Raw genomic sequence first — 14,103 nt, 5'->3', positions numbered from 1 at the left:
ATCATCATCATCCAAGGAGTTGTTCAAATGAGTCAAGGTTCACGAGTCGTCCCAGCAGCACTACTGCTGGCGGTGGTTACCCTTGCTGGCTGCGGCAAGCAGGAGGAGGTCGCGCAGACTCCGTCAGAGGCCCCCGCAGCCCCCGCAGCCCCCGCAAATCCAATCGTGGATGACAACGCGACAGCGCCGCTGCAGGGCGGCCTGCAGGCCACTGACCGCACTAGCATCCAGTGCAGTCTTGACCTTGCCTCCGGTAGCCCAGTTACCGGACCAATCTCCCTCACACGCGCCAATGCCGCCTCCTTCGAAGGCTGGGCATTCGAAGCTAACCAGCCAGTACTGGAAGCTCCGCTGATGGTCTTTGAAGGAACAGCTGGCACGTATAAAGCTGGGATCAAGACCGGCGCGCCGCGCCCAGACGTTGCTACCTCGTTTGGCCTGCCAAGTGCCCAGAACTCCGGATTCACAACGTTGATCAATGTCAACACGCTGCCGGCCGGCGAGTATCATCTTTGGCTGGCTACCGGCCCGCAAGCCTCGGACAAAGCGTGTGACTTGAAGGCAAAAGTCGTCATCGGCGACTGAGAGCGACGCTCCGATTCAACTGGTTATCCCAAAGCCGGGCGCATTGCGCCCGGCTTTTTTGGTTCTGCACCCAACTCCGGGGAAAGCAGTTCGAATCTTCGGAAAGAAACACAGGCCGTCTCGGTATCCCCAGGCGGCGCGCTCGATGATCTTCATCTTGATCTTGCTGTTGATCCCCTCGACCGGGTCGGTCCCCAGAGGCCACAGTGGCCGGGATGCCCCGAAGCTATTGCTGCAGCCGCTGGAAAATCACGCACAGCAGCTCAACCTGCTTAGCAGGGCGCAATATTTCCACGACCACCAGACGTTCTCCGTCCGGTGATTGCGCCGTCGCTGAAACAGATGGCCGCCACCCTGATCAGTGACGGGGTGGCAGCCGGCGCTGACGAGTTCAAGGGGTGCCAGGTGCTGGGTATCACCAGCCGTGCGCTGCAATGACCCATTGAAAACCTGCTCAGGCGTTAGTTTTCCCGAAGGAGACACCGATGAGCGAAATGATGGAAGAAGAGATCAAGCGCTGGACCGCCCGGCGCAACTCGGCGCTGGTCCTTGAGATCATCCAGGGCAAGACGACGCTAGCCGCTGCAAGCCGTCAGTTCGATCTGACCCCGGCCGAGATCGAAAGCCGGCTCGAGGACGGCAAGTGCGGTATGGAGAACGCGCTGCGAGCCAAGCCGGAGGGGATATGCGCGAGTAGTACGAGCGGCAGCTCAAAGATATGCATGAGGCTTACGGCGAGGCGATGCTGGAGATCCGTGCGAGAAAAAATTTGGCTTCCCTGCTGGGAAAGAACGAGAGCTGATGCGCTCGGTCCAGCAGGGCCTGAAGGATGAAGGTTTCGCGGTACCGATGACCAAGCTTTGCCCGCTGGTTTGAGGTCGCGTGCCGCACGACGTACTACAAGCCCGCCCGAGCGCCGGCGAAAATCAACGCCGAACTGGCTGCGCCGATCAAGGAAATGATCGAGGCAGAGCCCTCATTTGGTTACCCCCCTGTGGCGGCGCTACCAGGTATGAACACGAACACGGTGCAGCGGATACTCCAGCTCAAGGGCTGGCGGGTTCGTAAGCGGACCTTGGGCCAGCGCCCGCGGATAGAGACGAAGGTCTCCCGCGCCGAACAACCAGATCAGCGCTGGGCAACAGACCTGTGCCGCGTGTGGGGCGGCAACGACGGCTGGCTTAGCGTGGCACTGGTAATCGATTGCCACACCCGGCACCTGCTGGGCTGGCATCTGTCGCGTACCGGCCGGGCCAGCACCGCCTCCGCTGCCTTGGAGCAAGCCCTGATACCGGTTACGGCGCTTTAGGGCGCGTGCCAGAGCCATTTCTGCTGCGCTCTGATAACGGATTGGTCTTCACCAGTCGTGACCACACCCGGCTGGTACGCAGCTACGGCTTGAGGCAGGAGTTCATTACGCCGCATTGTCCACAGCAGAACGGCATGGTGGAGCGTGTGATCCGGACATTGAAAGAGCAATGCGTAAATCGGCATCGCTTCGAAAGCCAAACCCACGCCCTGCGGGTGATTGCTGACTGGATCGCCCTCTACAACCAACAGCGCCCGTACCAAGCGCTAAAGATGATGACCCCAGACGCGGCTTATGCCGCTACATTAACCGCGTGACCTGAGCAGGAATCGGTGGGTCATTACAGCGCTACGCTCAAAGCGATCACGGTGCTGGCAATGCTGCACTATCTGGGCATCAAGCCACCCTCCTCGCGTCCGCACGTGAGCGAAGACAACCCCTTTATCGAGTCGTTGATTCGTACAGCAAAATACCGCCCTGAGTTCCCTGCAAAGGGCTCTGCCGAACTGGCAACTGCCCGCACCAGGGCGGCGCAGTTCGTCGATTGGTACAACGACGAACTGCGCCATAGCGGCATCAACTACCCGACACCAAGCCAGCATCATGCGGGCGAAGACGTGCAGCTGCTGGCGGCACGCCAGCAGCTCTATCAGCAGGGTCGCGCCAGCCATCCATCACAATGGAGTCGTGGCACGCGCAATTGGAGCCCGGTCACCACGGCCACCCTCAACCCGGAGAAGGAGCCGGATACGAAACCTCTCGGATAACAGCTTAGTCGCTTGAACGACGCGACAACTATGTTGACATGCACCGTTTGGCGGACAGAAAGGCACGCTTGCCGCGGCCACGCCCCTTCGCCTTGGCTACACCCTTGTAGGCCCAGCCGCGATTCAGGCCAATCGAAGCAGCCACAGCGGCAGGCGACTGACCATCATTCATTCGATCAAGCGCGAGCAGCCGGAATTCTTCCAGTGCCGCACGCGACACCGTTCGCCCGCCTCCTTTCATCTCGGGTTGGACAACAGAGGATGAAATTTGCTCCCTAATTCTCTGACTTATGAGTACTAAGGGAAAGCGCTCTTATTAACATACTTTTTTCAATCCCGAACAAATAGATTCAACCCGCGAACGAGCCGCTGCAGAAAAAATACCTTCATCAACCAGAGATTTCGCGCGCGAGGACACGCGCCTCATTCTCGATCCATCGAAAAGCACCTCAGCAATAGATTCCGCCCATGACTCCGCCCGGTTCTCCACCTTAAAGCAGTCCACGTCCGCTGCAAAATCTGCGTATGCTGCAACATCGGAAACCAGCGATGGCAACCCGAGCGCAGCATAGTCAAGCACCTTGATCCCACTCTTGCATTCGTTAAACCTGCTATTCAATAGCGGGGCCACTCCAAGGTTAAAGCCATTCTGCTGTTGCAGCCAGTAAACAAACGCCCCATAGGATGAACCTATATAAGCAGGCGGCTCAATCACTTCCAACCATGACTGCTGAGGATACTGATCGGCAACACCGATAATAGAAAGCCTGAAACGATCTGGAAACTTGCCATGTAGAATATCCATGGCACCAAGCAGAAGCTGCAGATCGGCTGCGTGCGTTCTAGTCCCCATGTAGAGAATCCTGAAAGCTCCCCCACCTGCAACCTGCGCCTGCGCCTGCGCCTGCGCCTGCCGATTGCACCAGAGCACCGGATCAAGTGCATTTGGTAAATATTGAGGGGGGTTCCTAGTCAGCCCTGAAACACGCTCCTGAAGATTTGACGTGGAGCACCAAACCAAATCCGCCGCGGCTAACGACCTTTCAACTGCCTTCAGCTTATCTGCATACGCCTTCCGCTCACCCGGATCCTCAAGCTCAAGGAGATTGTCGTCCAGTTCGTAGACCATCAAAGCACCTGTACGCTTCGCATAGCTCGCAACAAGCTCCACCTGAGCCAGCTCAGGGAGCGAAACACGTTGCCAGACAATGACATCTGGGCAGAACTGCTCCAGCTCCTCCAAGATCAGATAGCGTATGTCCCATTTCAGATCAGGCATGCCCCTCATGAAATCGAAGAAGGCAGCCAAGCGGATTGAGCCACAAGGAGAAAGACCCCCGCCCAATCTCTCCGGAATAACAGCAACCCGCATGTTCACGCAACTCTCCTTTCGCGCACCGCTCTCTGTAGAACGTCAGCAAGTTCATTTGCAGGAATATCATGCTTCACGATATAGGCGGCTGGATAGCCTTCCAGTCGTTCCACAAAAGCACCAAGATCCGTCGCCACGATTGGCAGGCCGGTCTTCATCGCCGCCGTCAACGTGTACGAATAGGTCTCCGGAGCTTGGGACATGAACAGGAACGCATCCGCCCCGGCATCGCTGATTTGGTCCATGAGCTCGTTCTCATTGTATGCCCCGGACCATGAGAATGCCGGCCACAGCGACTTCGGCACATCGCCTAGAGGGTCGCCAATCAGGTGAATTTGCAGGGCCATCGAGCGTCGAATCATGTCACGCACGACTTCATATACCCGCCATTTGCCTTTGTGCGGTGCAAGCGCACCGAGAACAATTATCTGTGCCCGCCCCCCCTTGTCTGATCTACGATGTACCCGCGAAACGATCTCTGGCTCGGCAGGCTCATGCGGCCTCACATCTGGAAAACGCCCAAGATAACGGCCAATACGTTGGGAACAATCGAGACTCGGCGCGGCCAAGTCCTTCGCCCCCAAGATAAGCCATTCGTTCGAGGTCCGCCAGTTTCTAATATCCTTGGCGCCGTGGCTCTGCCTTTTGCTTATGCATCCATCACAAGCAAACACCCCCCGCTCTCCGCAGTAGCTGCCATTCTCATCGGTGAGAGTAATCTGGGGGCAAACCGCGTAGTAGTCATGAACAAAGAAGTCAAAAGGCACCCCGCAAGCCGCCAGACCCTCCCGAAGAAAATCATCGAAACCAAGGGCGTGATGCACCTCAATCTTGCTCGCTCCCATCACCTGCAACAGGGCGGCCAGCTGAGCGCCATCTTCGACCTCCACATCCAGCAAGAAAGACTCGTCAGGATGGCTGCAATCAAGCGAAAGCCTTCTTGCACTTCCTTTTGAAGGACGTACAACAACCGCGCGGGAAGCCACCGGAATGGACTCGACGAGTTCACGCACTCGACGTTCGGTACCGCCACCCAGCGCGTGCGTGAAGAAGACATGGACTTTCCGCCCGGATGCGCGCCATCGGGCAAATGTCAGGCGCAACCTGCCATACAACCCAGGATCGCGTGCGATGAATGTGGACACATCTTCAGGATAGTTCGGGTACCTTCCAACGATTATCTTTTCCGCAGCAATCTTCCCAGGCTTGCTGGAACTTGCAAAGCTGACTTCACCTGCGTGCTTTACATACACATCGAGTGCAAGCAGGTTCCTCATCCCTCCCTGCAACGCGCGCTGACAGAAATCAACCTCCTCACCGTAGCCTTTTCCAAATGCCTCCTCATCAAATAATCCAATTTTATCAAGCGCTCGCTTCGTTATAAGCATGCAGAACCCAACGCCAGTGGGCAGATCCACACTTTTTCCGCAGTTCACAATTGCAGCCAAGGCGTCGATGTCGCAAACAGTTTCGTCCTCAGACGTGGGGTTGTCACCGAAATGTGGATAACTGCAGATCGTTGCGTTATTTGACATAGCTGTCACCGTCGCAACCTGCATATCCAATGCGGTATGGGCCTGCATTCGTTCGACCCAATCGCCTGACACCTCGGTATCACTATTCAGAAGAATCACACCATTGAAGTCAGGTAGATCCCTAGCTGCACGCATTGCACGATTGACAGTACCGACAAAGCCGAGATTGACCTCATTTTCCACATAGCGAACATGAGGATTCTGCTGAGCCAATTCCCGCAGATACCCGGTTATCTCAGGCTCGGGCGAGCAGTCATTGTAAATATGAAGTCGGGTCACATTGATTGAGCGGCTACTGAGAACCGATTCAATGCAAGCACGAGTCTCATCCAAACCTCGATAGACAGGGATTACCACGTCGACGAGCGCGACTTCGCAATCCCGCTGGCCGATCCCATACTCCTCGACCAGGCACGATACAGGTATAGCCCTTGCCACCGGAACGATCCCTTCCGCACGCCCAATGGTCAAGTAGTGCGAAAGAGCATCCAACCCGCCCAATGCAGCGTTACCTACCTGGGTACGATAGCTTCCGACATCAAAGTCAGGCCCTGGATTCCGTCCTTCATAAGCCCCATACAGCGCGAAATGCAATGCAGGCAACATTCCGGATGCGGCAACGTCAGGATTAGCCTTCTTATACCAAGAGGGATCGAATAGCGCGTTCGGTCGGCGACCTTCAACCAAACCGTGGAGCACGAAATGGACCAAAGGATTGATGCCGCTCTGCCTCACATCCACATACTCCTCCAGATAGAACTTCTGGTCAAAGAGAGGATGCGGACTATCGAACGCTGCCCAGTTGCTCATGTATCGCGGCAGCATCGCATGCAACCACCTGCCCGCGGTGCCCAAGGAGCGCCGCGCAGTACCTGCATCAAACCAGGGATGGCATCTGAGCCCCAATCGATCTCCCATGTAAATGTAGTGCAGCAACGCATCGCCAGCACTTGCATTAATTCCGTAACGTGAGCGATACCAATCAATGTTTACCAGCGGAGACACAGCGCTAAGCACATCAGCGGATAGAGCCCTAGCCCACTCGATTCGATCAAGCTTTCTCCCGCACGCCTCCGCTACCCATTGCTCGTCATAGATGGGCGTCCTGGCCAGCATCCTTACCTTAAGGGCATTGGGTAGCAATGACCAAGGATTGACCAGCCCCCAGCGCTTCAGCCTCGCCCGCAGTTTTCCATTACGCAACAAGCGCATATCTCCTTTCATGACTCTTCCGTTCCCCTTTCAACCAATGCACCACCCGAGGCTATGCCTCGAAGAATGGCCTCCATCGCCTCCTTCAGCTCGAGCAGATTCTTGGATTGCTCCTTGATAAGCCCAGTCAGATCCGAAATCTCGTGCTGTTTCAGTACATGCCCATCTGCAGCTTTCAGCTGAGTGGGCGGCGAATCTTCCGCCAAATCTGCGGCTGCCGGATGCTCGACTTTCAACAACTCCGACTTGAGCAATGCACCAAGCCTTTCCTCCATCTCCGAAAGCCTGTTATTGACGAAATCCGCGAGCCGGCTATAACGACCTCCAGCCAGCCCGCTCAATTCATCACCCGCATCCGGCAATGAAACAGTGACTGCCCGCTGTTGGCTGATCACCCCCTCAAGATGCTGGAGTTGCTCCCGGAACTTGGAAATGACGTATGCCATTTCCGCTTGAATACTCTTCCGCGAGAAAGAGAACTCAAGCACCCCTCCGCCGCTGCCTTGAGCCAACGCACTCGCCCACAGATCATCGACGGAAAGTTCGAAGAACACATTCGTGTCATCAGCCAACAGCGTTGGATAGCTGTCATCCAGATAACGAGGCCCACTTGCTGCCACCAAGCGAACATCCAGATCCGCCAAGCCAGCGAGCTCCTCGCTCCCCCCGGAGCGCATCCACCCCCAGCGCAGCGCCAGCAGTTCATGACTACCTTCGCCTGCAGGGGGGTTAAAACGCACATAAGACGGGCGCGCCCCCGCAGGCAGGACGAATTTTGCTTGAAGCGACCCTCCGTCCAAGAACAAATGATTCTCGGCAACCAGCGAGTTCTCTTCGGAATATTGCTGCCCGTTGCATCTGTAATACAACTTGGACATTCCAAAATCCGGCGCACGCATTGCAACTTCCGCTCGCTCTACACCCGTTGTCACCGCCATCCTCTCGACAACGCCGCCCAACTCGCAAGCCAAGTCAGCGGACTTGCTCATCACACCATACTCACTCAAGTGACGGGAGATAATATCCCATTCATTCGGCTGCCCCAACCGAAATCGAATATAATCCGGCGAGAAAATGAGATCAAAAGGAACAAGATACGCCAGAAGATAGAACGCCAATCGATTTTCCAGTTCTCGCTCCCCCTTCCCTGCGGTTACATAAACATACGACGCGTCACCACAGGCCTTTACCGGAATGCCACGCAGCAACGCTTCAACACCCACGCTGGAATTGACAGTCAATATACTCTTGCATCTATCGAGAAACTCAACCACTGTCGGCGAAGCATCATGCATAGCCCAGTCTGACTTCAGCACATGCCGACTGCCCGGGTGCCCGCGGATGAGTATCTTATCGGAAGGATGATCCAGCAACCCCCTCGCTATCAAGCTGGTGTTATCATAGCCATTTGAATAACATACAAGATTGGAATCATCCTCAACCTGCAAAGCAATCCCGCACAAATCGCCACGTGAACTGGTATCGGGCAGTGTGGAGAACGCCCTTCGCAAGCCCTTCAGGTCCAGGTCCAAAGAGCTGAATTCACTGAATTCAGCATACCTATTTTCCGCCTCGGTATTGCCATTTACACCACTGAAATCAAAATAACCGGTCGCTCTATAGGCAGGCGCTCGCAACGGCCCGATTTCGAGATATACAACAGAAATTCCAAGCTCTCCCGCAGCGACAGCCAATGAAGGACAGTTGCTCCAGCTCAGAATGACTTCCGGCTTTTCCGGCAATTGCAGCAACTGCTCCTTAATGAGTCGGCGAAGCTCGGGAATATCCCTACCCAAGAAATCCTTGAAGAACGCGATCGGGTTATTATTATATTCAGGCAAAAGTTCAAAGAACAACTTATCGTCAAGGAACCCAAAATGGTGCCTTGCCAGCTCATCGGGACCAGGCAGACTATAGCCAAGCTCGGCCTGCCGTCGCTCGGAAACTTCCGAGCGACCCGCGAGAATGATACCGTCAGGCTGCTCAAGGTAATCCCTTGAAATAATAAACGCCATGGGCTCATCTATCGACGCCAATAACTTATAGAAAACCCAAAGATATGGCGCGACTTGACCGCGAAACGGGTACGGCGAAAGAAAGGCGCAGATCATTGCTCACCGACCATCACTACGGCAGGAGCGAACACCACGCCGACCTGCTCCCGGGCGGACCAGAACTTCAGACCCTGCATTGGCCTCCGCTGGTCGAGCTCTTCCCTGTCACCACTAGCTGAAATGCGGGCGAGACCACAGTGAACAAGATACTCGCCAGAGCTTATGGGCAAGGCGACAGAAAAACTCACCTGCTGCCTTCCCGGCTCGAGCGTTAACGGGCAATTGGCGCGGATATTGTTATCTCCCCACACGTCCCCGCCCTGGGTTTTCGATATGGAAATACCTAAAACAACATCATCAAGCAAGGTTGCGGCAGCCAGGATGAACCTGAATACAAGTTGCTCCCCAGACCTGATCACGGGCTCATCAGAGAATTCCGTACCATCCGAACGAATGATCGTCATTGATTCAATGATTGCCCTCGCGGTTCCGAAACGCTTTTCCGCAACCTGCTCATTCACCTCGGTTCGCTGAGCTTCCAGAAGATACTCGTGAGAAATGACTCCTGTATCGACCAATGTTTTGGGGCGTGCGGCTGCGCGCGCCGCCAGCATACCTTTCTCGTAGGTAAGGACGGCCGCCAATACGTCCGTCGTATCAACCTGAACACGCCCGCCATCCATAACGATGCATCTGTCAGCGTACTCGAGAATGCTTCCCGTTGAGTGAGTCACCATCAAAATGGTAACACCTCGTCGACGCAACTCTTCCATTCGCTTGAAACACTTGTATTGGAAGCCAATGTCTCCTACGGAAAGAGCCTCATCTACAATCAGAATCTCCGGATCTACACAAGCCTGCACAGCGAATGCAAGTCGCACGTACATGCCGCTCGAATAGGTCTTTATAGGCTGGTCGATGAACTCACCAATACCGGCGAAATCTTCCACTTCAGGAAACTTTCGTTCCATATCCTCCCGGGATATCCCAAGAACCTCGCCATTGAGATAGACATTTTCGCGGCCAGTGAACTCCGGATTGAAGCCGGCCCCGAGCTCGAGCAGCGCAGCGATCCGGCCACCAACTGCCACCTCACCTGATGTTGGACTCAATGTCCCGCATATAATCTGAAGCAAGGTTGACTTGCCAGCGCCATTTCGCCCAATTATTCCAATAGTCTCCCCTCGGCGCATGGAGAAGGAAACATCAGACAACGCCTTGAACTCCCGATAGTATTGTCGAGGCGTCATTCCAATCCAGCGCTGCAAACGAGGCAGGAAGAACTGTTTCAGGCGATCACGAGGTGTCTCGTAGATAGCGAAAGACTTATTGAGATTATCTACACGAATAACAGCATCAGAGCACATCCGCGAATCCCTCCCGGGTCTTCTGGAACCAGGCAAAACCCATGCAAGCTATCAGTCCAGACGCCAACAATCTCAGCAGATAATCTGACCAACTGGGGAGCACGCCTTGCACAAGGACTCCGCGAACACCCTCGATCAAGCCCGTCATTGGATTAAGATGCATTAGATTCTGGAAATTCTCCGGAAGCGCCGAAACCGGATAGAAAATTGGCGACAGGAAAAGCAGTGCAGTGGTTAGCAACATTACGACCTGATTGACATCCCTCAGATAGACACCAAGCGATGCCAGGAACCAACTGACACCCAGCACCATGAGCAACATGGGCAGAAGCACAGCAGGAAGCACTACTGCAGTCAAAGGAGGGAGTCCGAGAAAGATGCTGTAAACAATGAACCACACGACAAAGCTGACAACTCCATGGAAAAGAGCACAGCAAAGTGAAACGACCGGCAGTACTTCCAGAGGAAATACCACCTTCTTTACATAATTCACATTCATCAAGACAAGCGTCGGCGCACGATTGATGCACTCCGAAAAAACATTGAACACCATCAAACCGGAAAACAGAATCATCGCAAATTCGATTTTCGATCCACCACCGCCAACCCATCGCGCCTTGAAAATGACACTAAAAACGAAGGTATAGATCAGCAGCATCAACAGCGGATTAAAGAACGACCACATGATTCCGAATACTGAACCGCTGTAACGCCCCAGAACTTCGCGCTTTGCCAAAGAATAGATGAGATGTCGGTTCCTGATCACACTCGAAACAATTGCAGACGGCGATGCGTTGAACTTCTGCATGGTCAGCGCGTCCTGCCCAGAATGGTCTTATCATTTCCATTTCTCGAAAAGAGATCCAAAGCACTTTCCAGGTCCATCTTCAGATCCTCAACATCCTCAACACCCACGCTCAAGCGCACCAGCGCATCACTGATACCCAGCTGCTCGCGACGCGCCACGGGAATCGAGGCGTGCGTCATCACTGCCGGGTGGTTGACCAGGCTTTCCACGCCGCCGAGGGATTCAGCCAGGGTGAACAGCTCGGTGCGCTCGCAGAAACGCTTGGCTGCCTCGAAACCGCCCTTGAGCACGATCGAGACGATGCCGCCGTAGCCAGCCATCTGCTTGCCCGCCAGTGCATGCTGCGGGTGCGAAGCCAAGCCCGGGTAGATCACTTTTTCCACCGCCGGGTGGGTTTCCAGCCACTTGGCCAGCTCCATCGCATTGGCGCAATGCGCCTTCATGCGCAGCGGCAGGGTCTTCAGGCCACGCAGGGCCAGGAAGCTGTCGAACGGGCCCTGCACGCCACCGATGGAGTTCTGCAGGAAGGCCATCTGCTCGGCGAGCTCGGCATTGTCGCCAACCACCACCATGCCGCCGACCATGTCGGAGTGGCCATTGAGGTACTTGGTGGCCGAATGCAGCACCAGGTCCGCACCCAGCTCCAGCGGACGCTGCAGCATCGGCGAGGCGAAGGTGTTGTCCACCACCACGATCAGGCCATGACGCTTCGCGATTGCAGCCACCGCAGCGATGTCCACGATCTTCAGCATCGGGTTGGTGGGGGTCTCGATCCACACCATCTTGGTCTTGGGCGTGATCGCGGCTTCGAACGCAGCCGGGTCGGTCAGGTCGACGAAGCTGAAATCCAGTGCAGCGGTGCGACGACGCACGCGTTCGAACAGGCGGAAGCTGCCGCCGTAGATGTCGTCCATCGCCACTACGTGGCTGCCGGCATCCAGCAGTTCGATGACGGTGGAGCTGGCGGCCATGCCCGAGGCAAAGGCGAAGCCACGCGTGCCGCCTTCGAGCGAGGCCACACAACGCTCATAGGCGAAGCGGGTCGGGTTGTGCGTGCGCGAGTATTCAAAACCCTGATGCTCGCCCGGGCTGGACTGGGCATAGGTCGAGGTCGCGTAGATCGGCGGCATGACTGCGCCGGTGCTGGGGTCAGGCGACTGCCCGCCATGGATGGCCAAGGTGGCAAGCGACAGGCTGCGCTCGCCGTCCTGGCCGCGTGAATGCTGATCCGTCATAAGGGCTTCCAGCTAAAGGAGCGAAATTCTATCAGTCGTGTCTGAATCTACCGTTGTCCCCCTCTTCCGGGGGATCTGCCGGTCTTACTGAACCCTGCGACGCAGGTAGTTCAGCAGATCGATACGGGTGATCAAACCGAGAAACGCGTCACCATCGGTGATGATCGCCACCTGGCCGCGGTCAAATACCGGCAGCAGGGCTTCGATCGGGGATTTGACGTCCAAGCGGTCCAGTTTGCTGACCATGGCAACCGACACCGGGTCACGGAAACGGGCTTCGTCGCCGTAAACGTGCAGCAGCACGTCGCTCTCGTCGATGATGCCGACCAGCTGGCTGCCGTCCATAACCGGCAACTGCGACACGTCGTACAACTTCATTCGCTGGTAAGCGGTGGTCAGCAGGTCCTTCGGGCCCACCACCACGGTGTCGCGCTGGCTGTACGGGCGCAGGATCAGGTCGCGCAGGTCGCCGAACTGCGGGCGCTCGAGGAAGCCGTTGTCCAGCATCCAGTAGTCGTTGTACATCTTGGACAGGTACTTGTTGCCGGTATCCGGCACCAGCACCAGCACCTTCTTCGGCGTGGCCTGCTCGCGGCAGTACTTCAGCGCGGCGGCCAGCAGGGTGCCGGTGGACGAGCCACCCAGGATGCCCTCCTTGCCCAGCAGCTCACGCGCGGTGTGGAAGCTCTCGGCATCGCTGATGGCGTAAGCCTTCTTGACCCGGCTGAAATCGGCGATATCGGGCAGGAAGTCCTCACCGATGCCCTCCACCAGCCAGCTGCCGGACTTTTCGTTCAGCGTGCCATCGTTGATGTATTCGGCCAGGATCGAGCCGACCGGGTCTGCCAGCACCAGTTCGGTCTTGGGCGAAAGCTTGGCGAAGGCGCGCGACAGGCCGGTCATGGTGCCGGAGCTGCCGCAGCCGAACACGATGGCGTCCAGGTCACCGCCCATCTGCTCGATGATCTCCGGGCCGGTGCCGAATTCATGCGCGGCCGGGTTGTCCGGGTTGCCGAACTGGTTGATGAAGTACGCACCCGGGGTACGGTCAGCGACGGTCTTGGCCAGGTCCTGGTAGTACTCCGGGTGACCCTTGGCCACGTCCGAACGGGTCAGCACCACTTCGGCGCCCATGGCCTTGAGATTGAAGATCTTCTCCCGGCTCATCTTGTCCGGAACCACAAGGATCAGCTTGTAACCCTTCTGCTGCGCCACCAGCGCCAGGCCCAGACCGGTATTGCCGGCCGTGCCCTCCACCAGCGTCGCACCAGGCTTGAGATCACCACGCTTCTCGGCGGCCTCGATCATCGACAGGCCAATCCGGTCCTTGATCGACCCGCCCGGGTTGGCACTCTCCATCTTGAGGTACAGCTCGCACACGCCGACATCCAGGCGCTGGGCCTTGATGATGGGCGTATTGCCAATGAGTTCGAGGATGGAGGAATGGATGGGCATCGGTTTGATTCAGATCGCGCCGCACAGCGGCCGGACCGATGATTATCCGATGGTTGTGCACGAAAGTCAGGTAACCGCACCTTCAGCAACAGCAACCACACTGCCAAGTGACGCGGCCGGTTGCGGCCCACGAGGAGGCCGCAACCGGCCGCGACATAAACGGTCAAGCGTGGGGAAGGTTCAGTTGATGCTGTTTTCGTAAATCCGCAGGAGCTTCTGCTTGGCCAGCAGTTTTTCCCGTTTCATCTGTCCCAAGGTGACTCCGTCGATCGGGAGTACACCGAGCTCCGCGTCCATGCATTTCTTGTTCAGCTTCTTATGCTGTTGGTAGAGCTGCTTGAACTCCGGGTTGGCCTTGGCCAATGCGTCGATTTCACTCTGCGGCTGCCCTTCGAACATGACTA

At 56.4% G+C, this 14,103-nt stretch carries 11 protein-coding genes and 3 pseudogenes; 5 read left to right on the top strand and 9 right to left on the bottom strand.

Annotated features, from left to right (window positions below):
* Positions 1-27 precede the first annotated feature (27 nt).
* The 5 genes and pseudogenes from ACVOLS_RS12755 to ACVOLS_RS12735 form a co-directional block, all read left to right on the top strand.
* Positions 28-585: a hypothetical protein gene (locus ACVOLS_RS12755; RefSeq protein WP_481545887.1), complete on the top strand. Its 558-nt coding sequence runs from the start codon at positions 28-30 to the stop codon at positions 583-585.
* A 485-nt stretch (positions 586-1,070) separates the two neighbouring features.
* A pseudogene (locus ACVOLS_RS12750) lies at positions 1,071-1,387 on the top strand (DUF1153 domain-containing protein).
* 210 nt (positions 1,388-1,597) lie between these two features.
* Entirely contained in the window at positions 1,598-1,894 is a 297-nt protein-coding gene (locus tag ACVOLS_RS12745) for a DDE-type integrase/transposase/recombinase (RefSeq protein WP_481545886.1), read from the top strand.
* 41 nt (positions 1,895-1,935) lie between these two features.
* Positions 1,936-2,211 (top strand): integrase core domain-containing protein, encoded by a 276-nt coding sequence (locus ACVOLS_RS12740; RefSeq protein WP_481545885.1) that lies wholly within the window; start codon positions 1,936-1,938, stop codon positions 2,209-2,211.
* An 18-nt stretch (positions 2,212-2,229) separates the two neighbouring features.
* Positions 2,230-2,661 (top strand): annotated as a pseudogene (locus ACVOLS_RS12735) (integrase core domain-containing protein); the annotation flags it as partial.
* A 70-nt stretch (positions 2,662-2,731) separates the two neighbouring features.
* Here the strand turns inward: ACVOLS_RS12735 and ACVOLS_RS12730 are convergent.
* The 9 genes and pseudogenes from ACVOLS_RS12730 to ACVOLS_RS12690 all read right to left on the bottom strand — a co-directional run.
* Positions 2,732-2,929, bottom strand: a pseudogene (locus ACVOLS_RS12730) (IS630 family transposase); the annotation flags it as partial.
* A 48-nt stretch (positions 2,930-2,977) separates the two neighbouring features.
* A complete protein-coding gene (locus tag ACVOLS_RS12725; RefSeq protein WP_481545884.1) occupies positions 2,978-4,039 on the bottom strand; it encodes a glycosyltransferase family protein in 1,062 nt (353 codons plus the stop codon).
* Entirely contained in the window at positions 4,036-6,792 is a 2,757-nt protein-coding gene (locus ACVOLS_RS12720) for a glycosyltransferase (RefSeq protein ID WP_481545883.1), read from the bottom strand. Before ACVOLS_RS12720 ends, ACVOLS_RS12725 begins: the two co-directional genes overlap by 4 nt.
* On the bottom strand, positions 6,789-8,891 hold the full coding sequence (locus ACVOLS_RS12715) for a GT99 family glycosyltransferase N-terminal domain-containing protein (protein ID WP_481545882.1): 2,103 nt from the start codon (positions 8,889-8,891) through the stop codon (positions 6,789-6,791). Before ACVOLS_RS12715 ends, ACVOLS_RS12720 begins: the two co-directional genes overlap by 4 nt.
* Positions 8,888-10,201, bottom strand: coding sequence for an ABC transporter ATP-binding protein (locus ACVOLS_RS12710; protein WP_481545881.1), 1,314 nt, complete (start codon positions 10,199-10,201; stop codon positions 8,888-8,890). Before ACVOLS_RS12710 ends, ACVOLS_RS12715 begins: the two co-directional genes overlap by 4 nt.
* On the bottom strand, positions 10,191-11,009 hold the full coding sequence (locus tag ACVOLS_RS12705) for an ABC transporter permease (RefSeq protein ID WP_481545880.1): 819 nt from the start codon (positions 11,007-11,009) through the stop codon (positions 10,191-10,193). The genes ACVOLS_RS12710 and ACVOLS_RS12705 overlap by 11 nt, the downstream gene beginning before the upstream one ends.
* Before the next feature lie 2 nt (positions 11,010-11,011).
* Complete coding sequence (locus ACVOLS_RS12700; RefSeq protein ID WP_481545879.1) at positions 11,012-12,244, bottom strand: cystathionine gamma-synthase; 1,233 nt, start codon at positions 12,242-12,244, stop codon at positions 11,012-11,014.
* An 84-nt stretch (positions 12,245-12,328) separates the two neighbouring features.
* Positions 12,329-13,699, bottom strand: coding sequence for a pyridoxal-phosphate dependent enzyme (locus tag ACVOLS_RS12695; RefSeq protein ID WP_481545878.1), 1,371 nt, complete (start codon positions 13,697-13,699; stop codon positions 12,329-12,331).
* Between the two features lie 180 nt (positions 13,700-13,879).
* A complete protein-coding gene (locus tag ACVOLS_RS12690; protein ID WP_481508019.1) occupies positions 13,880-14,098 on the bottom strand; it encodes an HP1242/YdcH family protein in 219 nt (72 codons plus the stop codon).
* Between the last annotated feature and the right edge of the window lie 5 nt (positions 14,099-14,103).

This window comes from Stenotrophomonas sp. STEN038, assembly GCF_056759895.1.
This window is presented reverse-complemented; position numbering and strand designations above follow the sequence as displayed.

Excerpts from the sequence above, each read along its gene's own strand:
- ACVOLS_RS12755 (WP_481545887.1), top strand. The coding sequence starts at position 28 with ATGAGTCAAGGTTCACGAGTCGTCCCAGCAGCACTACTGCTGGCGGTG.
- ACVOLS_RS12745 (WP_481545886.1), top strand. The coding sequence starts at position 1,598 with ATGAACACGAACACGGTGCAGCGGATACTCCAGCTCAAGGGCTGGCGG.
- ACVOLS_RS12720 (WP_481545883.1), bottom strand. The coding sequence starts at position 6,792 with ATGAAAGGAGATATGCGCTTGTTGCGTAATGGAAAACTGCGGGCGAGG.
- ACVOLS_RS12715 (WP_481545882.1), bottom strand. The coding sequence starts at position 8,891 with ATGATCTGCGCCTTTCTTTCGCCGTACCCGTTTCGCGGTCAAGTCGCG.
- ACVOLS_RS12710 (WP_481545881.1), bottom strand. The coding sequence starts at position 10,201 with ATGTGCTCTGATGCTGTTATTCGTGTAGATAATCTCAATAAGTCTTTC.
- ACVOLS_RS12705 (WP_481545880.1), bottom strand. The coding sequence starts at position 11,009 with ATGCAGAAGTTCAACGCATCGCCGTCTGCAATTGTTTCGAGTGTGATC.
- ACVOLS_RS12700 (WP_481545879.1), bottom strand. The coding sequence starts at position 12,244 with ATGACGGATCAGCATTCACGCGGCCAGGACGGCGAGCGCAGCCTGTCG.
- ACVOLS_RS12695 (WP_481545878.1), bottom strand. The coding sequence starts at position 13,699 with ATGCCCATCCATTCCTCCATCCTCGAACTCATTGGCAATACGCCCATC.
- ACVOLS_RS12690 (WP_481508019.1), bottom strand. The coding sequence starts at position 14,098 with ATGTTCGAAGGGCAGCCGCAGAGTGAAATCGACGCATTGGCCAAGGCC.